The organism is Streptomyces sp. NPDC042371 (assembly GCF_056437465.1).
This window is the reverse complement of record NZ_JBWKAP010000017.1, coordinates 77,870-98,856: the sequence shown is the minus strand read 5'-3', so window position 1 is coordinate 98,856 and position 20,987 is coordinate 77,870. Positions and strand designations below refer to the sequence as shown.

The window sequence follows — 20,987 nt, the reverse complement described above, 5'->3', positions numbered from 1 at the left end:
GTTGCCGTTCGAAGCCGGTTCCCGTGACCCAGGTCACGGGAACCGGCTTCTTGCGTACGGACAGGTAGGGGGCGTGGAGACGAATCAGGGGGAACTTCAAGAGCAGCGGGAACGGCGGGAACGGCAGCAGGTGCTGCGCACGCGGATCAGGGACGGTGACGCGGACGCCTTCGGCGAGCTCTTCGACGCCTGCGCCCGCTCCGTCTACAACCACGCCTACCGCCTCACCGGGGACTGGGCGCAGGCCGAGGACATCGTGTCCCTGACCTTCCTCGACGCCTGGCGGCTGCGCGGCAGGATCGACGCGGACGGCGGCTCGCTGCGGCCCTGGCTGCTCGGCGTCGCCACCAACGTCACCCGCAACACGCGCAGGGCCGCACGCAGGCACGCCGCCGCCGTCGCGCGGCTGCCGCGGGACGAGGTGGTCGCCGACTTCGCGGACGAGCTCGCGGGGCGCATCGACGACGAGGAGCAGCTCGCCCTCGTCCGCACGGCACTGGCCGAACTGCGCCGCGCCGAGCGCGAGGTGCTCGCGCTGTGCGTCTGGTCGGGGCTCGACTACGTCTCCGCGGCGGCCGCGCTCGGCATCCCGGTCGGCACGGTGCGCTCCCGGCTCTCCCGGGCCCGGGCGAAACTCGCAAAAGCCTTGGAACCACCCAAGAGGCGCGGACAGGTAAGAGGTGACCGCACCACCGCGGTCAGGCCCATCGAGGAGGGAAACCGATGACCGAATTTCCCGAGCGCGACCTTCCGCCGGGCCGTCATCACCTGCTCAAGGAGCACCTGTTGACCGAGATCCGGCAGAACGCGGCCCCTGCGGCCGTGCCGAAGAAGAACGCCAAGATCTGGTTCCGGCCCGCGCTCCTCGCGGGCGCGGTCGCCGCGACCGTCGCGGCGGGCCTGCTGGTCGCCTCGCCGTTCGGCGACCAGGCGGCGCAGGCGGGGCCGCCGTCCAAGGAGACCGTGCGGATGCTGGAACAGATCGCGGCGGCGGCGGAGAAGCAGCCCACCCCCAAGGGACTGCGCGACGACCAGTTCGTCTACATCAGGACCAAAGAGCGGTACATGGAGACGGGCAGCGACGAGACGGCCCGCATCCAGCCCCTGCACGTACGGGAGTTCTGGGAGTCCGTGGACGGCAGGCACACGGAGGTGGTGGACGACCGCGTCGACGGCTTCGACCACGAGCGCATGCCGCCGGACCTGCCCCTGGGGGAGGGCGACTCGCACTACCGCAGCCTGCAGAAGCTGCCGTCCGACCCGGTCAACATGCGGGACTGGCTGTATCGGGTGGCCTCGGGCGGCGAGAGCAAGGACCAGAACGCGTTCGTGCTCGTCGGCGACCTCGTCGGCGGTCTGATGCCCCCGAAGCAGGCCGCGGCGCTCTACCTCGCCGCGTCGAAGATCCCCGGCGTTGAGGTGCGCCAGGACGCGGTGGACGCGGCGGGCAGGCATGGTGTGGCCATCACCAGGGAGAACGACGGCGAGCGGCAGGAGCTGATCTTCGACAAGGAGACCAAGCAGTTCCTGGGTGAGCGGCAGGTGGCGGCCGAGGACCTGCCGATGGGCTTCAAGGAGGGCACGGTCATCGGTCACAGCGCCGTCCTGGAGCGCGTCGTCGTCGACAAGGCGGGCCGACGCCCCTGAACGCGCCCGTGTCGCGCGTGCGGAACCGCCCCCTCCGGGCCAGGCTTGTGCCATGACCGCGACGATCGGACAGGGCACGAGCCGGACCGGGGCCGGGGGTACCGCCCAGCACCTGCACTTCGAGCTGCGCCTTCCCCACCCTGTGGACAAGGTCTGGGCGGCGGTGGCCACCCCCGGCGGACTGCCGGGCTGGCTCGCCGCCGCCGACGTGTTCGAGCCCCGGCTCGGCGGCGCGGTCACGCTGCGCTGGCTCAACGGGGAGGCGGACGCCACCCACTCCGGGCACGTCACCGCCTGGGACCCGGACGTCGTCGCCGAGTACACGATCGACCTGCACGGCCGGTGCCGGTTCCACCTCGAACCCGCGGGGGAGTCCGGCACCACGCTGCGCTTCACCAACGAGTTCGACGGCGACGACGCGCTGCGCCTCGACTGCCTCGCCGGCTGGCACGACCACTTCGAGCTCCTCGTGGCGGCGCTGGAGGGCCGTCCCGAGGACTGGTCGACGTGGCGCCCGGACCGCTGGCAGGAGCTCCGCGCCGCGTACGAGACGGCTACTCCGGCCGCTCCACGGTGATCGCGTCCAACTGCCCCCGCAGATACACGTGCGAGTCGACGCCCTGGACGTCCGTGCCCGGGTCGCACTCGTAGAAGTACACCAGCGACATCAGCTCCTCCGCGGGCAGCTCCGCGGGCGGCGGCAGCACGCGATGGCGGCCCGACTGCCAGCGGCCGCCGGTCCAACGCGCCATCAGGTCACCGATGTTGACCGTGAACGCCGCCGGGTCGAACGGCGCGTCCTGCCAGCCGCCCTCCTCCGTGAACACCTGCAGCCCGCCCCGGCCCGCCTGCCGGTCGAGGACCGTGACCGTGCCGAAGTCGGTGTGCGGGCCGATGCGGAACTGGCCCGGCTCCGGCTCGCCCACGGTCTCCCGCCCCGGATACCAGTTGATGTTGAAGCCCCAGGTGGGGTGCGCCGTGTGGCGGGTGAAGAAGTCCTCGTCCTCGCCGAGCGCCACGGCGAGGAGTTCGAGGAGGCGGTCCGAGAGCGACCGCATCTCCCGCAGATACGTCTGCACGAGGGCCCGCAGCTCCGGCGCCTCCTCCGGCCAGGTGTTCGCCGCGAACCACTCCGCGTCCACCGCCGCGTCCCCGGTCGGCTCGTCCGCCGCGAAGGACAGCGACTCCTTGAGGTCGGGGGGAGCGGCCGTGCCCTCCGCGTAGCTGTTGGCCTCGGCGCCGGGCCCCAGCCAGCCGCGGTCGCCGACCTTCACCGCGTACGGCCGCTTCGCCTGCTCCGGGAGCCGGAAGAAGCCGCGCGCCGAGGACCGGATCGCCGTGCGCAGGGCCGGGTCGACGCCGTGCCCGGTCACCAGGAGGAACCCGGCCGTCCGCAGGGCCTCGTCGACGGTCCGGGCCGTCCGCGCACGGGCCTCGGGGTCGCTGGAGAGCCACGGCCGCAGATCGACCGTCGGGATGCGCGATGCGTTGCTCATGCCTCCCATCGTGCCCACCCGGGCCCCCGGTCAGGCCTCATCGACAGCGCCGATGGACCCATCGGGAGGACGCCCCACTGGCGCGTGGACCAGCACATACGCCCGCTCGTAGCTTCATCGGCATGACAACCGCCAAGCCTTCGGAGCGCACGGGCACAGCCCAGCTCACCGCCGCCATGATGCTGTCGGGCACCCTCGGGATCTTCGTCGTCGAGTCCGGCGCTTCCGCCTTCAACGTCGTCTTCTTCCGCGTCCTGTTCGGCGCCCTCGCCCTCGGCACGTACGCCTTCGCCCGCGGCTACTTCCGCAACCACGGCCTCACCCTCAAGAAGTTCGGACTCGCCGCGCTCGGCGGGGTGTTCATCGTCTTCAACTGGGTGTTCCTCTTCAAGGCGTACGAGGCCACCTCGATCTCACTGGCCACCGTCGTCTACCACACACAGCCGTTCTTCCTCGTGCTGCTCAGCGCCCTCGTCCTGCGCGAGCGTCTGACCCGCTCCCAACTGGGCTGGCTGACGGCCGCGTTCGCGGGACTCGTGCTGGTCTCCGGGGTGCGTCCTGGCGACGCGGGCTCACTCGCCGGAATCGGCCTCGCGCTCCTCGCGGCCGTCCTCTACGCCCTGTCCACGCTCGTCACCAAGCGCGTCACCGGCGTCCGGCCGCACCTGATCGCCCTGATCCAGGTCGTCGTCGGCATCCCGCTGCTGCTGCCCTTCACCGACTTCGGCGCGATGAGCGGCACCGGCGCGGGCTGGGCCTGGCTCGCCGGACTCGGCGTGATCCACACAGGCCTGATGTACGTCCTGATGTACGCGGCGTACGCCAAGCTGCCCACCGCCAAGATCGCCGTGCTCGCCTTCACCTACCCGGCGGTCGCGATGGTCGCCGACTGGGCGGTCTACGGCCACCACATCGGGCTCGTCCAGGCGCTCGGCGTCCCGCTGATCGTCCTTGCCAGCCTCAAGGTGACGCTGGCCCGGGCGACGAACTCTGCTCCCGCACGAGCCGCACGGCCTGCTCCACGAACAGCCGCACCTGCGGAGCGAGACGCTTCCCCGACCGCCACGCGAGCTGCGTCCACAGTGTGAACGGCGGCTCCCAGTCCAGCCGGACCAGCGTGCCCTCCGCAAGCTCCCGGGCCACCGCCACGGCAGGCAGCAGCGCGACCCCCAGACCGCCCGCCACCCCCTGCTTCGTCGCCTCGATGGTGCCGAACTCCATGAAGGGGGGTGGCGCGCCGGTCCGTTCGCGCAGCTCGTCCTCGAAGAGGTCCCGGTACGGGCAGCCGGGCTCGGTGCCCACCAGCTGCGCCGAGGCCAGGTCGCCCGTGGTGAGCGGATCCGCGCCGCGCGCCGCCAGCGGATGGCCGGGGGCGCAGACCAGGACCAGCGGCTCCCGCGCGAGGACCTCGGTCTCCAGGCCCTGGTGCTCGGTCTCCGGCTCCATCAGGAAGCCCACGTCGTACGTCCCCTGCCGCAGCGCCTGCCGGGTCTCGTCGCCCAGCGTGGGGCGCAGCGAGAGCCGCACCTTCGGGTAGCGGTGGTGGAAGAGCTCAAGGAGCGGCGGCAGCCGGTAGGACGTCAGTGACTCCATCGTGCCCACCGCGATCGCGCCGGAGGGCTCCTCGGCGCCGACGACGGCGGCCCGCGCCTCGTCGGAGAGCTCGATGAGCTGCCGGGCGTAGGGCAGCAGCCGCTCGCCCGCCTCGGTGAGCCGGATGCGGCTGCCGAGCCGGTCGAAGAGCTCCGTGCCGAGGGAGGTCTCCAGGGCGCGGATCTGGCTGGTGACGCTGGACTGCGCGTACTTCAGCTCGGTGGCGGCGCGGGTGAAGCTGAGGACGGTGGCGACCTTCTCGAAGGTCACGAGCAGCCGCAGTTCCACGGTCCGTCAGCCCTCGTTGCCCTTGTCGCGCCGGTTCTCGTCCGGGTCCTCTTCCTTTTCCTTCAGGGACTTCAGGAACTCCGGGTTGTCGTCGGGGGCCACCCAGCCGCCGCGGCCGCGCCCGCCGCTGCCGGGGGAGTGGCGCTTCTTGCCGGTGACGAACCAGGCGATGGGGCCGAGGAGGACCTCTCCGAAGAGCAGCACGATGATGACCCACACCACCTTGGGCAGATGCCTGACCTCCTTCTCCGGAGTGTTCAGGACATCGATGAAGGCATAGATCCACACCGCCAGGACCAGCAGGAACGGCAGATACCTGAGCATGGTGGCGCGATCCCCCAAGCGGTTGCGGCGGGCGGCGTGCGAGCCCCCGGTGACGGGGCCAGGGTAACCGGTGCCGGATACTGGAACGCATGGCTTACGACGATCTTCGCTCCCTGCTCCGGGCACTGGACCGCGAGGGCGATCTCAAGCGCATCAAGGCCGAGGTCGACCCGTACCTGGAGGTCGGCGAGATCACCGACCGCGTCCAGAAGGCCGGTGGCCCCGCGCTCCTCTTCGAGAACGTCAAGGGCTCCGCGATGCCCCTGGCGATGAACGTGTACGGGACGGACCGCCGCCTCCTGAAGGCGCTCGGCCTGAAGTCGTACGACAAGATCAGCGAGAAGATCGGCGGACTGCTCAAGCCGGAGCTGCCGCACGGCTTCGTCGGTGTGCGCGAGGCCTTCGGGAAGCTCGGCGCGATGGCGCACGTACCTCCGAAGAAGGTGAAGGCGGACAGCGCGCCCGTCCAGGAGACCGTCCTCACGGGCGACGACGTGGACCTTGAGCAGCTGCCCGCGCTCTTCACCTGGCCCGAGGACGGCGGCTCCTTCTTCAACCTCGGCCTGACCCACACCAAGGACCCGGACACCGGGGTGCGCAACCTCGGTCTGTACCGCCTGCAGCGCCACGACAAGCGCACCATCGGCATGCACTGGCAGATCCACAAGGACAGCCGCAACCACTACCAGGTGGCCGCGCGGCGCGGCGAGAAGCTGCCCGTCGCCATCGCCTTCGGCTGCCCGCCCGCCGTGACGTACGCCTCTACCGCGCCGCTGCCCGGCGACATGGACGAGTACATGCTGGCCGGGTTCATCCAGGGCAAGCGCGTCGAGATGGTCGACTGCAAGACGGTCCCGCTCCAGGTCCCCGCGCACGCCGAGGTCGTCATCGAGGGCTGGCTGGAGCCGGGCGAGATGCTGCCGGAGGGTCCCTTCGGCGACCACACGGGCTTCTACACGCCGCAGGAACCGTTCCCCGCGCTGAAGATCGACTGTGTGACGATGCGGAAGCGTCCGCTGCTCCAGTCGATCGTGGTCGGCCGCCCGCCGACGGAGGACGGCCCGCTCGGCCGCGCGACGGAGAGGTTCTTCCTCCCTCTCCTCAAGGTGATCGTCCCGGACATCGTGGACTACCACCTGCCGGAGTCGGGCGGCTTCCACAACTGCGCGATCGTCTCGATCGACAAGAAGTACCCGAAGCACGCGCAGAAGGTGATGCACGCCATCTGGGGCGCGCACATGATGTCCCTTACGAAGCTGATCATCGTGGTGGACAAGGACTGCGACGTGCACAACCTGCACGAGGTGTCCTGGCGCGCGCTCGGCAACACGGACTACGCCCGTGACCTCACGGTCGTCGAGGGTCCCGTCGACCACCTCGACCACGCCTCCTACCAGCAGTTCTGGGGCGGCAAGGCGGGCATCGACGCGACGAAGAAGCTGCCCGAAGAGGGCTACGTACGGGACGGGGGCTGGCCGAACATGGTCGAGTCCGACCCGTCCATCGCGGCGAAGGTCGACCGCCGCTGGAAGGAGTACGGACTCTCGTGAGTTCAGCATCAGCCGCGATCCCGCAGCCGGGGCGCACCAAGGCATTTCTTCGGCTCGTGATGATTGAGCACTCGGTGTTCGCGCTGCCGTTCGCCTACATCGCGGCGCTGACCGCGATGTTCCAGCTGGACGAGAACATCCACTGGGGGCGGCTGCTCCTGGTGACCGTGTGCATGGTGGGGCTGCGGACGTTCGCCATGGCGGCGAACCGGATCATCGACCGCGAGATCGACGCCAGGAACCCGCGCACCGCCCACCGCGAGCTCGTCACGGGCGCGGTGTCGGTGAAGTCGGCGTGGACGGGCGCACTGATCGCGCTCGTCGTGTTCCTTGCGTCGGCCGCGCTGCTCAACCCGCTGTGCCTGGCGCTCGCGCCCGTCGCGGTGATCCCGATGGTCGTCTATCCGTACGGGAAGCGGTTCACGAACTTCCCGCAGGCGATCCTCGGCCTGGCCCAGGCGATGGGCCCGGTCGGCGCCTGGATCGCGATCACCGGTGAGTGGTCGGGCCAGGCGGTGATCCTCGGGCTCGCGGTCGGCATCTGGATCGGCGGCTTCGACCTGATCTACGCCTGTCAGGACGTGGAGACGGACCGCGAGGTCGGCGTGAAGTCGGTGCCCGCGAGGTTCGGCATTCCGGCCGCGATCCGGGGCGCCCGCGCCTGTCACCTGGTGACCACGGCACTCTTCGTCTGGTACGCGGCGTCCACCGACGCGGGCGCGTTCTTCTGGCTCGGCCTCGCGGTCGTGGCCGGTGCCTTCGTCTACGAGCACTCGATCGTGAAGCCGCACGACCTGTCCCGGCTGAACCGTGCCTTCTTCCAGGTGAACGGGTTCATCGGAATCGCCCTGTTCGCGTGCGCGCTGCTCGATCTGCTCGTACGCGGGCTCACCGTCTGAACAGCCCGGGGATAGGCTTCACAGCGTGAACCCAGGAGATACGCAGCGTAGGCCTTGGATCGTGGGGGTGTCGGGTGCCTCGGGTACGCCGTACGCCGCCGCTGTGCTGCGTGCGCTGCTCGCGGCGGGGGAGAGCGTCGACCTCGTCGTGTCGCGGGCCTCGCGGCTGACGCTGCTCGACGAGACGGGCATCGCCTTCCGGGACGCGCACTGGCGCGACGACCTGTGGCACTGGCTGGGGCGCGGCGCGGACGGCAAGCCGGCGGTGTTCGACCCCGATGTGTCCGACGTGCGGTACTGGGCCGCAGGTGACCTGGCGGCGGGGCCGTCCTCGGGTTCGTACGCGACGAAGGGGATGCTGATCGTCCCGGCGTCCACGGCGTGCGTGGCCGGGGTGTCGCTCGGGCTCTCGAAGGACCTGCTGCAGCGGTCGGCGAGCGTGACGCTCAAGGAAGGCCGACGGCTCGTGGTCTGTGTGCGCGAGACGCCGCTGAACGGACAGACGTTGAAGCACCTGGTGAGCCTGGACGAGGCGGGCGCGATCGTGCTGCCCGCCTCTCCGGCGTTCTACGCGGGGGCGACGCACATCCAGGATCTGGTGGACTTCGTCGCCGGGCGGGTGCTGGACGCGGCACGGGTGCCGCACAGCTTGTACCGCCGGTGGGAGGGAGAGCTGGGCTCCGGCTCCCAGGGGGGTTAGCGCTTCTTGGCGGCGCGCTTCGCGCGGGCCTTGGGCGCGGCGGTCTGGTGGGCACGCGAGCGGTTGGCCATGTCCTGGAGCTCGCGCATGCGGGCGTAGGCCATCTCGATCGAGTACACGGGTGACTCACTCCTGAAGGATCGTCGTTGATCGGCTGAGATTGAGAAAGATTCACAGGGGCTAGACCCTGTTACGCCTTAGATTCTACACATAGACTCGCCGTATCGCTGAATAATGAAAGGCATCGGACCTATGGACGCCGTGGACAGGCAGCTCATCCAGGCTTTGCGCGAGAACGGCCGTGCTTCGTACGCCGAACTCGGGCGGCTCGTCGGCCTCTCCGGGCCCAGCGTCACGGACCGGATCAACCGCCTCGAGGCGGCCGGTGTCATCACGGGCTACCGCGCCACCGTCGACTCCGCCTCACTCGGTCTCGGCGTCATCGCCCTCATCGGCATCTCGCTCTCCGACGCGGCCGACCACGAGGACGTGGCGCGGCGGCTGAAGGACCTGCACGAGATCGAGGACTGCTGGTTCATCGCGGGCGACGACTCGTACATGCTCAAGGTCAGGGCCAGCGACGTGGACGGCCTGGAGAAGACGATCCGCAGGCTCAGCGGCACGCGGGGCGTGTCCCGGACGCGGACGACCATCGTGCTCTCCACCAAGTGGGAGAACCGGGTCGGAGAGCTTCCGGAAGAGCCGTAGGGGGCACCTCCCGCCAGGAGGGTGGGGGAGTACCGTTGCCGGGAGTTTGTCGCAGGTCGCCGTCGGCGATGGCGGGTCGCAGGGAGAGGTAAGGGCGAGGCATGGACGCAGGACTCAAGCGCGATCTAGAGGACAAGGTCCGGGCCGGGGAGCGGTTGTCCCGCGAGGACGGCATCGCGCTCTACGAGTCGGACGACCTGGCCTGGCTCGGCGGGCTCGCCCACGAGGTGCGCACCCGCAAGAACGGCGACGTCGTGCACTTCAACGTCAACCGCCACCTCAACATGACGAACGTGTGCACCGCGTCCTGCGCGTACTGCTCGTTCCAGCGCAAGCCGGGCGAGAAGGACGCGTACACGATGCGCATCGAGGAGGCCGTCCGCCTCGCCAAGGCGATGGAGGGCGAGAACCTCACCGAGCTGCACATCGTCAACGGCCTGCACCCGAACCTGCCGTGGCGCTACTACCCGCGTTCGCTGAGCGAGCTCAAGAAGGCGCTCCCGAACGTCTCCCTGAAGGCCTTCACCGCCACGGAGATCCACCACTTCGAGACGATCTCCGGCATGTCGGCCTCCGACATCCTGGACGAGCTCATCGAGGCGGGCCTGGAGTCGCTGACCGGCGGCGGCGCGGAGATCTTCGACTGGGAGGTCCGCCAGCACATCGTCGACCACCGCACCCACTGGGAGGACTGGTCGCGCATCCACCGCCTCGCGCACGAGAAGGGTTTGAAGACCCCGAGCACGATGCTGTACGGCCACATCGAGGAGCGGCGCCACCGCGTCGACCACGTCCTTCGCCTGCGTGAGCTGCAGGACGAGACCGGCGGCTTCCAGGTCTTCATCCCGCTGCGCTACCAGCACGACTTCGTGGACATGAAGGACGGCAAGGTCCGCAACAAGCTCCAGGCGCGCACGACCATGGCGTCCGGCGCGGAGGCCCTGAAGACCTTCGCGGTCTCGCGGCTCCTCTTCGACAACGTGCCGCACGTCAAGGTCTTCTGGGTCATGCACGGCCTGCAGACCACGCAGCTCGCCCTGCAGCACGGCGCGGACGACATGGACGGCTCGGTCGTCGAGTACAAGATCACGCACGACGCGGACAACTTCGGTACGCCGAACAAGCTGACCCGCGAGGACCTCCTCGACCTGATCCGCGAGGCGGGCTTCCGCCCGGTCGAGCGGAACACGCGCTACGAGGCGATCCGGGAGTACGAGGGGGCCGACCCGCTGCTGCGGGAGACGCCCCAGGCGATGCGGGTCTGAGGGCGCGCTGCCCATGTCGCTCACGTTCCGCCTCGACCCGCCGGTCGACCCCGCGCTGCGCGACGGCGTCCTCGCCCTGTGGGCCGACGTCACCAACGCGGGCGGGGCCGTCGGCTTCGTGCCGCCCACGACGGCCGAGGAGATACGCCCCGAGTTCGTCCGGCACCTCGCCGCGATGGCCGAGGGCCGCACACGGCTCCTCGTGGGGTACGACGAGGAGGGCGCCGTCGCCGCGACGGCGTTCCTCACCCACAACACCCACCGCCTCATGAAGCACTGGGTGTGGCTCTACACGGTCATGGTCCACCCCCGGCACCAGGGCAAGGGCTACGGCCGCGATCTGATGAAGGCCGTCGAGGACGCGGCCCGCTCGCTGGAGGGCACGGACGCCGTCCGGCTCACCTGCCGCGGCGGCACCGGCCTCGAACACTTCTACACGTCCTGCGGATACAAGGAGGTCGGGCGGGTGCCCGGCGCCATACGTGTCGCGCCGGGCGACGACCGCGACGACATCGTGCTCCTGCTGCAGCTTCGATAGGGCCTGCCTTTGCCCTGCCCCCCTTGCCGGGGGCGGAGTTCTCCGTGCTTCACTGGAGAGGCTCGTCCTACTCGGGCCCATTTCGGAACGGAAGAGTGGATTGACATGCTCCGCTACACGCTGATGCGCCTCGGGATCTTCGTGGGTTGCTTCTTGGTCGTCTGGGGCCTGGTCTACTCCGAGATCCTGCCGCGCGGCCTCGGCGAATCGAACCTGCTCTGGGTGCTGCTGCTCGCGCTGGTCATCTCCGCGCCGATCAGCTTCGTGGTCCTCCGCAAGGAGCGGGACCGCGCCTCGGTCGAGGTCGTGGCGCGCGTGGACCGCGCCAAGGCCAACCTGGAGGCGAACCGCACGCAGGAGGACGAGGCGGACGACGCGGCACGCGCGCAGTCGACGGACGGCGTGCGCGCGAGCGGCGGTACGCGGGCGAGCGGTGGCGCTCAGGCGCAGGGCTCGTAAGCTTCGTCACACACTTCTGGGGACCCCGGTTCCGGAGCGCATCGCTCCGGGGCCGGGGTTCCGTGCGTTGTGGGGGAGTTGGGGTGGGCGGGGCATGCCCTATGCGGGGGTAACCCTTCCGTTTACCTCAAACAAGACCTTTGATGTTCTCAAAGCATGAGTGTTAACGTGTTCGACATGAAGACAGCAGCAGCGCACCGCCACGCCATGAGCGTCCCGCTCGTGGCGCGCCTGCATGTCGACCTCTGCCGCTGCATGTCCGCGGCCTGTCACATCTGAACGTGACCCCCGCCGCAGCGGCCCTGCTGACCCTTCGCGGTCGCCGCTCCCGTACGTCCCCCTCCCCCTGACTTTCCTCACCGGAGTGTGTCCGTGTCCGCGAATTCCGCGACGTCCGCCGACAAGGCCGACCAGCCCGAGAAGCCCCAGTCCGGCTTCCGGATACCCAAGTTCCTCCAGATCCCCTTCTGGGCGCAGATACTCGGCGGCCTGGTGCTGGGCGTCCTGCTCGGCTGGCTCGCCCGCAGCCAGGACATCTCCTGGCTCGTCACCACCCTCTCCAAGGTCGGCGACACCTTCATCGGACTCCTGAAGCTCGCGGTCGCCCCGCTCGTCTTCTTCGCGATCCTGGTGTCCATCACCAACCTGCGGAAGGTCAACAACGCCGCCCGGCTGGCCACCCGCACGCTGCTGTGGTTCATGATCACGTCGCTGATCGCGGTCGCCATCGGCCTCACCATCGGCCTGATCACCAACCCGGGCTCCGGCACCGGCCTGACCCCGAAGGACGGCAAGGCCCCCGACCACGCGGGCTCCTGGATCGACTTCCTGACCGGGATCATCCCGACGGACGTCATCACGCCCTTCACCCAGCTCAACGTCCTGCAGATCGTCTTCATGGCCGCCGTCGCCGGTATCGCCGTGCTGAAGATCGGCGACAAGGCCCAGCCGATCCTGGAGCTGAGCGAGTCCGTCCTCGCCCTCCTCCAGAAGGCCCTGTGGTGGGTCATCAAGCTCTCCCCGATCGGCACCGTCGGCCTCATCGGCTTCGCCATCGCGGACTACGGCTGGAACCTCATCAGCAAGTACGCGACGTTCACCGCGGACATCTACATCGGCTGCGCCCTGGTGATGTTCGGCGTCTACCCGCTGCTGCTCGCGTTCGTCGCCAAGGTCAACCCGCTCCAGTTCTTCAAGGGCGCCTGGCCCGCGATCCAGCTGGCCTTCGTCTCCCGCTCCTCGGTCGGCACCATGCCGATCACCCAGAAGGTCACCGAGCGCCTCGGCGTCCCGAAGGAGTACACGTCCTTCGCGGTGCCCTTCGGCGCCACGACCAAGATGGACGGCTGCGCCGCGATCTACCCGTCGATCGCCGCGATCTTCGTCGCGCAGATCTTCGACGTGAACCTGGGCATCAAGGAGTACCTGCTCATCGCGTTCGTGTCGGTCGTCGGCTCGGCCGCGACGGCGGGTCTCACCGGCGCCACGGTCATGCTGACCCTGACCCTGTCGACGCTCGGCCTCCCGATGGAGGGCGTGGGCCTGCTCCTCGCCATCGACCCGGTCCTCGACATGATGCGCACCGCGACGAACGTCGCCGGACAGGCGCTGGTCCCCGTGATCGTCGCGGCCCGCGAGAAGATCCTCGACCGCGAGGCGTACGAGAGTGCGTCGGCGTCTCCGCTCGACGACTTCGGCTTCGACTCGGTCGAGGACGCGCCTTCGTCGCGTGGGGTGCCTGCGGCCGCTTGAGGTTGCCTGCGGCCGCTTGAGTCCGGGTTCTCCTTCTGGCCTCTCGCGGTAACCCGCGGCCTCCCGAGCCCCGTTCCGGAACTGTTCCGGGACGGGGCTCGGTCGTTTCTGTGCACGGCCTTGACGGTTTCCTGGGCAGCCTTAATATGACCGGCCTGAACGGACAGCAGAAGGCGGCTGTTCCACACGGATTTCCGCGCCGCGGACGAGTTCATCGGCGGCGCACAGGTGCTGCACCTCAACGAGGACGTGTACGGGCCGCTGCGGGACGGGATCGCCGAGAAGCTCGGAGCCAGGGTGGAGGTGCTGATCGCCCCGGTGGGCGGGGTGAGCGGCGTGCCGTGAGGGTGGCCGTGGGGTGGTGGCCGGTCCGCTTCCGGTAATCGTGACCCGGTCTCCGTTGACCGTACGCTGACGTGTGAATGGACAGCGTGGGAAGGCGGGGGCCGGGGTGGGCGTGGGCGAGAAGCGGCGGCAGAAGCAGACGAGGATGCCGCGGGCCGTACGTGAGCGGCAGATGCTGGACGCGGCGGTGCGGACTTTTGGGCAGCGGGGGTATCGGGCCGCGTCCATGGACGAGATCGCGGAGCTCGCCGGTGTCTCCAAGCCGCTCGTGTACCTGTATCTGAACTCCAAGGAAGAGCTCTTCAGCGCGTGCATCCGGCGGGAGGCGGCGGCGCTGGTTGCCGCGGTGCGGGACGGGGCCAGCGGTGGGGACCCTGCTGTGTCGACCGCGGACCGTCAACTGTGGGACGGGCTGCGGGCGTTCTTCACGCACACCGCTGAGCGGCCCGACGGGTGGGCCGTGCTGCACAGCCAGGCGCGGACCCAGGGGGAACCGTTCGCGGCCGAGGTCGCCGCGATGCGGGAGGAGATCGTCTCCTTCGTCACGTCGCTGATCGCGGAGGCGGCGCGGTCCGCGCACGGTGACCCGTCCCTTCCCGACCGGGAGGTGGCGGGGCTCGCCCAGGCGCTGGTGGGCGCGGCGGAGTCGCTGGCCGGGTGGGCCAACGTGGAGGGGACCGTCTCCGCGAAGGAGGCTGCGGCGACGCTCATGAACTTTGCTTGGGCGGGGCTCGGGGGGCTTATGGAAGGGCGTCGCTGGGTGCCGTCGTCGCCCCTGTGAGGTGCAGTCTCCCTTGTGCGCTGCGCAGTTCGAAGGTCGTGGGTTGACTGCTGCTCCGAGGTGCGCTGGAGCTGGAGTACGTCACCGTGGAGGGGAGCGGTACGGGCGCCCTGAACTCCACGCGGGCGTGGGTGGGGGTGCCTTGCTCCGCCAGGCAGCGGGCCGCGGTCCACATGCCGTGGGCGATGGCTCGGGGGAAGCCGAAGGGGCGGGCGGTGAGGGCGTGCAGGTGGATGGGGTTGCGGTCGCCGCTGACGGCGGCGTAGCGGCGGCCGAGGTCGGCGGGCAGCTGCCAGGTCTTGCCGGGGGCAGGGGCAGGGGCAGGGGCGGAGGCAGGGGCGGGGCTGGTGGCTGTCGGGGTTTTGTGGCGGGCCAGATAGGTGCTGTGGGACTGCCAGAGGAGTTCGCCGTGGGGGGTGGTGGCCTCGGTGAGGAGGGTCGCTTCGGTGCCGCGGCGGTGGGGGGCGAGTTGGGTCGTGCGAACGGAGAGGTGGAGCTCCTGGGTGGGGCTCAGGGGTTGGTACTGGGCGATCTCGATGGAGGTGTGCACCAGGCCCAGCAGGGGGAGCGGGAAGTCTCGTGCGGTCATGAGGCGCATGGCGAGCGGGAAGGCCAGGACGTGGGGGTACGTGAGGGGGAGGGCGTTGCCGGGGTCCGTGCCGAAGCCGCAGATGCGGTTGTAGGCGGCGAGGTGGGCGGGGTCCGGGGTCCTGGTGGTGGAGAGGCGGGTGGCTGGGGCGACGTCGGGCCGGTGGTGGCTGGGGCGCTTGAAGGCGGCTCGGAGGAGGGCTAGGGCGGGCATTGCGTCCTCTCGTGGGCGGGTGCGGGGGTGCGGGGGGCGTGTACGTACAGGGTTGGCTTGGTGCTCGGTGTGCTCGTGTCTCGCTTGTGCCTGGGCTCGTGGGTGGGTGCGGGGTCGCGGGGGCGTGTACGTACAGGGTTGGGTTGGTGCTTGGTGCTTGGTGCTTGGTGCTCCGTGCGCTCGCGTCTCGTTTGCGCCTGGGCTCGTCTGTGGGTGCGGGGCCGCGGGGGTATGTACGTACTCGCTATCCCTGCGCCGCGTCGGATGTCTCTGGGCGTGACGGGTGTGCTCGGTGCTCCGTGCGCACATACCCCCGCGTCCCCTCCCGTCTCGTTCGCGGCTGCGGCCCGGCGGGGCTGGCCGATTCTCCGGCCGATGGGCTTGCGGCTGCGGCTCGGTGGGGTGATTTCCCGGGCCGCTGAGCTTGCTGGCGGCTGAGGGGCCCTGTCCCCATGTGCCAGCCCACTTGCGTCGCCCTTCGTCATGGCCGCTGCGGGGGAGGTTCAAGGCGCCGTCCTACGGCTACGCGCCGAGGAGGCTTTGGGCGCAGACGCGGATGGTTTGGGCGTTGAGGCCTCCCTGGGAGAGCCAGGAGGTCGCCTCGGCGACGTCGACGGGGAGCCCTCCCTGGGAGAGGGAGTTCATACGGCGGCCCGCTTCGCGGATGAGGAGAGGTACCGCTGCTGTCATCTTCGTCTCGATGAAGCCGGGGGCCACCGCGTTCACGGTGACGCCGTGCTCCGTGAGCGCCCGGGGGCCGAGCGAGCGGACGAGCCCGATGATGCCCGCCTTGCTCGCCGCATAGTTCGTCTGGCCCGCGTTGCCCGCGATTCCCGCGATCGACGCCGTGGCGACGACGCGTCCGCCGCGGTGGATCGTGCCGGTCTTGAGGAGTGTGTCGGTGACGGCCAGGACCGAGGTGAGGTTGACGTCGAGGACCGAGGTCCAGCGGTCCCGCGCCATGTTGGCCAGCTTGCGGTCCCGGGTGATGCCCGCGTTGTGGACGAGGATGTCGAGGCCGTCGGGCAGCGCCGCGGCGATCTGTTCGCCCGCGTCGGGCGCCGTGATGTCGAGGGGCAGCGCCGTGCCGCCGAGGCGGTCGGCGAGGTGGGTCAGGTCCGGGAGGGCGGAGGGTACGTCGAGGACCGTGACGTGGGCGCCGTCGCGGGTGAGGACCTCCGCGACCGCCGCGCCGATGCCGCGGGCCGCGCCCGTGACGAGGGCGGTGCGGCCCGCCAGGGGGCGGTCCCGGTCGGCGGGGGCGGCCAGCGTTTCGGCGGGGCCGGTCTCGATCAGCTGGCCGGTGACGTAGGCGGACTTGGGAGAGAGCAGGAAGCGCAGGGTCGATTCCGCGGTGGCGATCGGGCCGGAGACGCGGACGAGGTTGGCGGTGCGGCCGCGGCCCAGTTCCTTCGCGAGGGAACGTATGAACCCTTCCAGGGCCTGCTGCGCCGCCGCCTGGTGGTGGTCCGCCGGGTCGGGCGGGGAGCCGAGGACCAGGACGCGGCCGTTGGGCGCCACGGTGCGCACCACGGGGTGCAGCGCCGCGTACACCTCGGTGAGGGTCCGGGTGTCCGTCACCCCTGTGGCGTCCAGGACAACTGCCGTGGGGTGGGCGGTGGTTGGGGTGAGCTTGAGGGGGGTTGTGGTCAGGAGGGCCGGGAGGTCCTGGGTGTAGGGGGAGGGTGCGGGGGTGGTGAGCAGGAGCAAGTCGCCTGTCAGGGACGGGTGTTCCGGGGTCCAGCGGCGCAGGGGCGTCGGCTGGGGGAGGCCCAGGCGGCGGGTGAGGAAGCGGCCGGGGCCCGTGGCGGTGAAGGTCAGGTAGCGGTCGGCCATTGTCCAACTCCCAGCTCGGTCGTAAATTTACTTCGGAGTAAGGTTACTCAAGGGTCAGGAGTTGGTCGAGACATGAGTCTTCCCTCTGTACGCCGCGTCGCGGTTCTTGGTGGCAGCCGCATTCCTTTCGCCCGGTCCGACGGGCCGTACGCCACCTCGTCGAATCAGGACATGCTGACCGCTGTCGTCGACGGGCTCGTAGAGGCGTACGGGCTCCGAGGGGAGGGAGTGGTCGGGGAGTTCGTCGCGGGGGCCGTGCTCAAGCACAGCCGGGACTTCAACCTCGCCCGCGAGGTCGCCCTCGGATCCGCTCTCGACTCCCGTACGCCCGCCTATGACCTGCAACAGGCCTGCGGGACCGGGTTGCAGGCCATCATTTCCGTGGCCAACAAGGTCATGCTCGGGCAGGTGGAGTCGGGGATCGCCGGTGGGGCCGACACGGCGAGCGACGCGCCGCTGGGGGTGAACGACGAGCTCAGGAAGGTGTTGCTGGCCGCTCGGCGGGCGCGGTCCGTGAGGGGGCGGCTGCGGGCTCTGGGGCGGGTGCGGCCCCGGCATCTCGTGCCCGACATTCCGCGCAACGCCGAGCCGCGGACCGGCCTCTCCATGGGCGAGCACGCCGCCGTGACCGCGCGCGAGTGGGGGATCACGCGTGCGGCTCAGGACGAGTTGGCGGCGCTCAGTCATCAGCGGCTCGCCGCGGCGTACGAGCGGGGGTTCCTGGAGGATCTCGTCGTGCCGCACAAGGGGCTCTCGCGGGATCAGAATCTGCGGCCCGGGTCGACGGTGGAGCAACTGGCCCGGCTCAAGCCCGTGTTCGGGGTGGAGGGGGGAGGGGCGACCATGACCGCGGGGAACTCCACGCCGCTGACCGATGGCGCGGCCGTCGTGCTGCTCGGGAGCGACGCGTGGGCCGCGGGGCGGGGGATCGAGCCGCTGGCGCACCTCGTCGCCTGCGAGACCGCCGCGGTCGACTTCGTCCACGGGGATGTCGCAGGGGGCGAGGACGGACTCCTGATGGCACCCGCGTACGCCGTGCCCCGGATGCTGGAGCGCGCCGGGCTCGAACTGGGGGACTTCGACTTCGTGGAGGTGCACGAGGCCTTCGCCTCGCAGGTGCTCGCCACGCTCGCCGCCTGGGAGAAGCGGGGCCTCGGCACCGTGGACCGGGCGCGGCTCAACGTCGCCGGGTCCTCGCTCGCCACGGGGCACCCCTTCGCGGCTACCGGGGCGCGGATCGTCGCCACCCTCGCCAAGCTGCTCGCCGAGCGGGGGCGGCCGGGGAGGGGGCTCATCTCCATCTGTGCGGCGGGCGGGCAGGGCGTCACCGCGATCCTGGAGCGGCAGTGACGGAGGGTGAGGGGCGTTGCGGAGGGTGAGCGTGCGCTGAACGGGCGGGGGGAGTGGCCCCCGCTTAGGGTGAGCGAGGGGCACACCCTGGGAGGTTGCCGTGCGCGGAGCTTGTGCAGTCGCCGGCGTCACCGTGCTGGTCGTCGTGGGAGCGGGCATGGCAGCCGCCGACGACGGCAGCGGGCGGCCCGATCTGGCGCGCTATTACACGCAGAAGATCAAATGGGGCACCTGCAAGGGCGACACCGAGGCCGTGGCGGAGGCCGCGGGCGGCGCCAAGGACATCCGGTGCGGGCACGTGAGCGTCCCGCTCGACTACGCGGACCCCGCCGCCGGGGACGCCGACGTCGCGATGATCCGGATGAAGTCCAGCACGAGCGGCAAGCCGCGCGGCTCCCTGCTGCTGAACTTCGGCGGGCCCGGCGGCCCCGGCGTCTCCGCGCTCGCGGGGGCGCAGAAGGACTTCGGCTTTCTCAGCAAGGACTACGACGTCGTTTCCTTCGACCCGCGCGGGGTCGGCCAGAGCGAGCCGGTCAGCTGCGGCGACGCCGAGGAGAGCACCGATCCCTCGTCCGGCGGAACGGACGACGCGGCCGCCGTGCTCGCGGAGCTGCGCAAGGTCGCCGCGGAGTGCGCGAAGAAGTCGGGGCCCGTCCTGCCGCACATGGGGACCGTCAACGTCTCCCGCGACCTGGACGTCATGCGCCAGGCCCTCGGCGACAAGAAGCTCAACTACCTGGGGTTCTCCTACGGCACGCGGCTGGGCGCGGTGTACGCCGCCCAGTTCCCCAAGAACGTCGGGCGGATGGTGCTCGACGGCGTCGACACGCTGACCGAACCCGTCGCCGAGCAGTCCCTCGCGACGGCCGAGGGCCGCCAGACCGCCCTCGACAACTTCCTCACCTGGTGCACCAAGAACGCCGGATGCGTCTTCGGCACGGACTCGCGCAGCGCACGGCAGGGCATGGTCAGGCTCATCAAGGACATGGACCAGATGCCCCTGCAGTCCATGGACGGCGGCCAGTTCACCGGGCAGGACGTCGTCGGCGTACTCAGTCAGGCCCTCTACAGCAGGGCGGCGTGGCCCGCGCTCTCGCAGGCCCTGGGGGCGCTGCTCGCGGACGGCGATCCGCGGGCGCTGATCCGGATGAGCGGAGGGCTCGGGCACGGGCTCGGGGTGTCGGAGGTGGGAGAGGGCATGCCTGCCGACAATATGGCTGCCGCCCTCATGGCCGTGAACTGCGCCGACGACCCCGACCGGCCCGATGCCGCCCGCATAGAGAAGGAAGTGGGCAGGCTCCAGGAGGAGTTCGACGAGGCGTCGCCCGTCTTCGGCAAGTCGATGCTGATGCCCGTCCTGCTGTGCTTCGGGCGACCGGCAGGGACCAGTTACATCCGTGAGGACGTACGTGACGTGAAGACGCCCAAGCTGCTGCTCGTCGGCACGCGCGGCGACCCGGCGACGCCCTACCGGTGGACGGAGGAGACCGCGCGGCGGCTCGGCTCGCAGGCCGTCGTCCTCGACAACAAGGGCGACGGGCACACCGGCTACCTGGGCTCCACGTGCGTGCAGGACAAGGTGAACGGGTTCCTGCTGTACGGCGAGACGCCCAAGACCGGGAGCTCCTGCGCGGCCGACGCCGAGTGAACGGGTGCCTGCTCAGGCCGGATCGGTCAGCTTCAGCATCGCCTTCTCGTCCGGGGTGTCCCGCGGGGCCTGGTAGACCACCATGCGCTGGCCGCCCGTCCTCGCCAGCGTCATCACCTCGTACGTGAGCGTCATCAGGCCGACCTTCGGGTGGTCGAACGACTTCGTGCCGCCGCCGCGCTCGCACACGTCGTACCGCTCCCAGATGCGGGCGAAGTCCGGTGACTTGAGCAGCAGTTCACCGACCAGGTTGGTCAGCTGGGGCGAGTCGGTGTCGGTGCCGCCGATCGCGCGCAGGTGCGAAACCGACTTGGCGACCGTCTCCTCCCACGGCCGGTACAGCACGCGGCCCACGGGGTGCAGGAACAGATAGCGGAGTACGTTGCGCTGCTCGGCAGGCCACTCCCACAGGCCCGGCATCAGGGCCTTGCCGGGGGCGTTGGCGGCCAGCAGGTAGCTGTGCCTGCTCACCACGTACGCGGGCAGCGGGGCCAGCGCGTCCAGGGTGCGCAGCGTGGAGTCGCGGACCGTGTCGTCCGTGGTGGGGTGCGGCTCCGTGAGGCGGCCCGAGGCCAGCTCCGCGAGGTCGCGCAGCCGGTCGTGGCTGTCGCCCGCGAGGCGCAGGGCGCGGGCCAGGGCGTCGATCACGGCGGGGGAGGGGTTCGTCTCGCGGCCGCGCTCCAGGCGCGTGTAGTAGTCGACGCTCACCCCTGCGAGGGTCGCCAGCTCCTCGCGGCGCAGGCCCGGTGTGCGGCGGATCCCCGCGCCTGCGGGGAGGCCCGCCTCTGCCGGGGTGACCCTTGCCCGGCGGGCGCGGAGGTAGCGGCCCAGTTCTGTGCCCGTGGCTGGGGTGCCGGGGGCGGCTGGTGTGCCGGGCTCTGTGCTGTCCTTCATTCGGCCATTGTCCCTGGTGGTCATCGGGTCTGGGGGGCCGTGTCAGGGCCAGGAACGTGGCGCCCCCGGTTGAGCGCGGCCTGCCACTGTGCGGGGGCGGGGCGCAGAGTGG

At 70.4% G+C, this 20,987-nt stretch carries 21 protein-coding genes and 1 pseudogene; 15 read left to right on the top strand and 7 right to left on the bottom strand.

From position 1 onward, the window contains the following. Positions 1–73 precede the first annotated feature (73 nt). The 3 genes from AC068B_RS36160 to AC068B_RS36150 are packed head-to-tail and all read left to right on the top strand — an operon-like array spanning position 74 to position 2,224. Positions 74–727, top strand: a complete 654-nt coding sequence (locus AC068B_RS36160; RefSeq protein ID WP_478675737.1) for an RNA polymerase sigma factor — start codon at positions 74–76, stop codon at positions 725–727. Next, a complete protein-coding gene (locus tag AC068B_RS36155; protein WP_478675736.1) occupies positions 724–1,647 on the top strand; it encodes a CU044_5270 family protein in 924 nt (307 codons plus the stop codon). The genes AC068B_RS36160 and AC068B_RS36155 overlap by 4 nt, the downstream gene beginning before the upstream one ends. Positions 1,648–1,699: 52 nt before the next feature. After that, a complete protein-coding gene (locus AC068B_RS36150) occupies positions 1,700–2,224 on the top strand; it encodes an SRPBCC domain-containing protein (RefSeq protein ID WP_478675735.1) in 525 nt (174 codons plus the stop codon). On the opposite strand, the gene AC068B_RS36145 is transcribed toward AC068B_RS36150, so the two are convergent. Beyond that, positions 2,202–3,143 (bottom strand): isopenicillin N synthase family dioxygenase, encoded by a 942-nt coding sequence (locus AC068B_RS36145; RefSeq protein ID WP_478675734.1) that lies wholly within the window; start codon positions 3,141–3,143, stop codon positions 2,202–2,204. The two genes, AC068B_RS36150 and AC068B_RS36145, sit on opposite strands and share 23 nt — an antisense overlap. Positions 3,144–3,265: 122 nt before the next feature. Between AC068B_RS36145 and AC068B_RS36140 the strand changes: the two genes are divergently transcribed. Continuing rightward, the gene (locus tag AC068B_RS36140; RefSeq protein WP_478675733.1) at positions 3,266–4,231 is read left to right on the top strand and encodes a DMT family transporter; all 966 of its coding nucleotides are present in this window, start codon (positions 3,266–3,268) and stop codon (positions 4,229–4,231) included. Here the strand turns inward: AC068B_RS36140 and AC068B_RS36135 are convergent. Both AC068B_RS36135 and AC068B_RS36130 read right to left on the bottom strand, forming a co-directional pair. Then, positions 4,134–5,024: pseudogene (locus tag AC068B_RS36135) on the bottom strand (LysR family transcriptional regulator); the annotation flags it as partial. The gene AC068B_RS36140 and the pseudogene AC068B_RS36135 sit on opposite strands and share 98 nt — an antisense overlap. Positions 5,025–5,030: 6 nt before the next feature. Next, positions 5,031–5,348, bottom strand: coding sequence for a PLD nuclease N-terminal domain-containing protein (locus tag AC068B_RS36130; protein WP_356252118.1), 318 nt, complete (start codon positions 5,346–5,348; stop codon positions 5,031–5,033). 89 nt (positions 5,349–5,437) lie between these two features. Between AC068B_RS36130 and AC068B_RS36125 the strand changes: the two genes are divergently transcribed. From AC068B_RS36125 to AC068B_RS36115, 3 genes are read left to right on the top strand one after another with little or no spacing between them, the layout of a single operon-like run. Further along, the gene (locus tag AC068B_RS36125; RefSeq protein WP_478675732.1) at positions 5,438–6,898 is read left to right on the top strand and encodes a menaquinone biosynthesis decarboxylase; all 1,461 of its coding nucleotides are present in this window, start codon (positions 5,438–5,440) and stop codon (positions 6,896–6,898) included. Continuing rightward, positions 6,895–7,797, top strand: coding sequence for a menaquinone biosynthesis prenyltransferase MqnP (gene mqnP / locus AC068B_RS36120; RefSeq protein ID WP_478675731.1), 903 nt, complete (start codon positions 6,895–6,897; stop codon positions 7,795–7,797). Before AC068B_RS36125 ends, mqnP begins: the two co-directional genes overlap by 4 nt. A gap of 25 nt (positions 7,798–7,822) precedes the next feature. Continuing rightward, the gene (locus AC068B_RS36115; RefSeq protein ID WP_478675730.1) at positions 7,823–8,497 is read left to right on the top strand and encodes a UbiX family flavin prenyltransferase; all 675 of its coding nucleotides are present in this window, start codon (positions 7,823–7,825) and stop codon (positions 8,495–8,497) included. Here the strand turns inward: AC068B_RS36115 and AC068B_RS36110 are convergent. Further along, positions 8,494–8,616, bottom strand: coding sequence for a hypothetical protein (locus AC068B_RS36110; protein WP_356252105.1), 123 nt, complete (start codon positions 8,614–8,616; stop codon positions 8,494–8,496). The two genes, AC068B_RS36115 and AC068B_RS36110, sit on opposite strands and share 4 nt — an antisense overlap. A gap of 133 nt (positions 8,617–8,749) precedes the next feature. Here AC068B_RS36110 and AC068B_RS36105 point away from each other — a divergent pair, with 133 nt between their 5' ends. From AC068B_RS36105 to AC068B_RS36080, 6 genes are all read left to right on the top strand, one after another. Then, complete coding sequence (locus AC068B_RS36105) at positions 8,750–9,205, top strand: Lrp/AsnC family transcriptional regulator (RefSeq protein WP_478675777.1); 456 nt, start codon at positions 8,750–8,752, stop codon at positions 9,203–9,205. Between the two features lie 101 nt (positions 9,206–9,306). Further along, positions 9,307–10,470 carry an aminofutalosine synthase MqnE gene (gene mqnE / locus AC068B_RS36100; RefSeq protein WP_478675729.1) on the top strand — a complete coding sequence of 388 codons (1,164 nt, stop codon included), beginning with the start codon at positions 9,307–9,309 and terminating at the stop codon, positions 10,468–10,470. A 13-nt stretch (positions 10,471–10,483) separates the two neighbouring features. After that, positions 10,484–11,008 (top strand): N-acetyltransferase family protein, encoded by a 525-nt coding sequence (locus AC068B_RS36095; RefSeq protein WP_478675728.1) that lies wholly within the window; start codon positions 10,484–10,486, stop codon positions 11,006–11,008. Positions 11,009–11,113: 105 nt separating this feature from the next. Continuing rightward, positions 11,114–11,467: a DUF4229 domain-containing protein gene (locus tag AC068B_RS36090; protein ID WP_478675727.1), complete on the top strand. Its 354-nt coding sequence runs from the start codon at positions 11,114–11,116 to the stop codon at positions 11,465–11,467. A gap of 372 nt (positions 11,468–11,839) precedes the next feature. Continuing rightward, a complete protein-coding gene (locus AC068B_RS36085) occupies positions 11,840–13,219 on the top strand; it encodes a dicarboxylate/amino acid:cation symporter (protein WP_478675726.1) in 1,380 nt (459 codons plus the stop codon). Between the two features lie 490 nt (positions 13,220–13,709). Beyond that, on the top strand, positions 13,710–14,345 hold the full coding sequence (locus AC068B_RS36080; RefSeq protein ID WP_478675776.1) for a TetR/AcrR family transcriptional regulator: 636 nt from the start codon (positions 13,710–13,712) through the stop codon (positions 14,343–14,345). On the opposite strand, the gene AC068B_RS36075 is transcribed toward AC068B_RS36080, so the two are convergent. Both AC068B_RS36075 and AC068B_RS36070 read right to left on the bottom strand, forming a co-directional pair. After that, positions 14,305–15,147, bottom strand: coding sequence for a MaoC family dehydratase (locus AC068B_RS36075; RefSeq protein WP_478675725.1), 843 nt, complete (start codon positions 15,145–15,147; stop codon positions 14,305–14,307). The genes AC068B_RS36080 and AC068B_RS36075 overlap by 41 nt on opposite strands. A 522-nt stretch (positions 15,148–15,669) precedes the next feature. Beyond that, on the bottom strand, positions 15,670–16,983 hold the full coding sequence (locus AC068B_RS36070; protein WP_478675724.1) for a 3-oxoacyl-ACP reductase: 1,314 nt from the start codon (positions 16,981–16,983) through the stop codon (positions 15,670–15,672). 72 nt (positions 16,984–17,055) lie between these two features. Between AC068B_RS36070 and AC068B_RS36065 the strand changes: the two genes are divergently transcribed. Both AC068B_RS36065 and AC068B_RS36060 read left to right on the top strand, forming a co-directional pair. Further along, a complete protein-coding gene (locus AC068B_RS36065) occupies positions 17,056–18,333 on the top strand; it encodes an acetyl-CoA C-acetyltransferase (protein WP_478675723.1) in 1,278 nt (425 codons plus the stop codon). Between the two features lie 157 nt (positions 18,334–18,490). Then, positions 18,491–19,981 (top strand): alpha/beta hydrolase, encoded by a 1,491-nt coding sequence (locus AC068B_RS36060; RefSeq protein ID WP_478675722.1) that lies wholly within the window; start codon positions 18,491–18,493, stop codon positions 19,979–19,981. Between the two features lie 12 nt (positions 19,982–19,993). Here AC068B_RS36060 and AC068B_RS36055 read toward each other — a convergent pair whose 3' ends face one another. Next, on the bottom strand, positions 19,994–20,875 hold the full coding sequence (locus AC068B_RS36055; protein WP_478675721.1) for a helix-turn-helix transcriptional regulator: 882 nt from the start codon (positions 20,873–20,875) through the stop codon (positions 19,994–19,996). Positions 20,876–20,987 lie beyond the last annotated feature (112 nt).

Bases quoted from the DNA above. Each gene is read 5' to 3' on its own strand.
- AC068B_RS36155 (WP_478675736.1), top strand. From the start codon at position 724: ATGACCGAATTTCCCGAGCGCGACCTTCCGCCGGGCCGTCATCACCTG.
- AC068B_RS36150 (WP_478675735.1), top strand. From the start codon at position 1,700: ATGACCGCGACGATCGGACAGGGCACGAGCCGGACCGGGGCCGGGGGT.
- AC068B_RS36145 (WP_478675734.1), bottom strand. From the start codon at position 3,143: ATGAGCAACGCATCGCGCATCCCGACGGTCGATCTGCGGCCGTGGCTC.
- AC068B_RS36140 (WP_478675733.1), top strand. From the start codon at position 3,266: ATGACAACCGCCAAGCCTTCGGAGCGCACGGGCACAGCCCAGCTCACC.
- AC068B_RS36130 (WP_356252118.1), bottom strand. From the start codon at position 5,348: ATGCTCAGGTATCTGCCGTTCCTGCTGGTCCTGGCGGTGTGGATCTAT.
- AC068B_RS36125 (WP_478675732.1), top strand. From the start codon at position 5,438: ATGGCTTACGACGATCTTCGCTCCCTGCTCCGGGCACTGGACCGCGAG.
- AC068B_RS36105 (WP_478675777.1), top strand. From the start codon at position 8,750: ATGGACGCCGTGGACAGGCAGCTCATCCAGGCTTTGCGCGAGAACGGC.
- mqnE (WP_478675729.1), top strand. From the start codon at position 9,307: ATGGACGCAGGACTCAAGCGCGATCTAGAGGACAAGGTCCGGGCCGGG.
- AC068B_RS36095 (WP_478675728.1), top strand. From the start codon at position 10,484: ATGTCGCTCACGTTCCGCCTCGACCCGCCGGTCGACCCCGCGCTGCGC.
- AC068B_RS36090 (WP_478675727.1), top strand. From the start codon at position 11,114: ATGCTCCGCTACACGCTGATGCGCCTCGGGATCTTCGTGGGTTGCTTC.
- AC068B_RS36080 (WP_478675776.1), top strand. From the start codon at position 13,710: ATGCCGCGGGCCGTACGTGAGCGGCAGATGCTGGACGCGGCGGTGCGG.
- AC068B_RS36075 (WP_478675725.1), bottom strand. From the start codon at position 15,147: ATGCCCGCCCTAGCCCTCCTCCGAGCCGCCTTCAAGCGCCCCAGCCAC.
- AC068B_RS36070 (WP_478675724.1), bottom strand. From the start codon at position 16,983: ATGGCCGACCGCTACCTGACCTTCACCGCCACGGGCCCCGGCCGCTTC.
- AC068B_RS36065 (WP_478675723.1), top strand. From the start codon at position 17,056: ATGAGTCTTCCCTCTGTACGCCGCGTCGCGGTTCTTGGTGGCAGCCGC.
- AC068B_RS36060 (WP_478675722.1), top strand. From the start codon at position 18,491: ATGGCAGCCGCCGACGACGGCAGCGGGCGGCCCGATCTGGCGCGCTAT.
- AC068B_RS36055 (WP_478675721.1), bottom strand. From the start codon at position 20,875: ATGAAGGACAGCACAGAGCCCGGCACACCAGCCGCCCCCGGCACCCCA.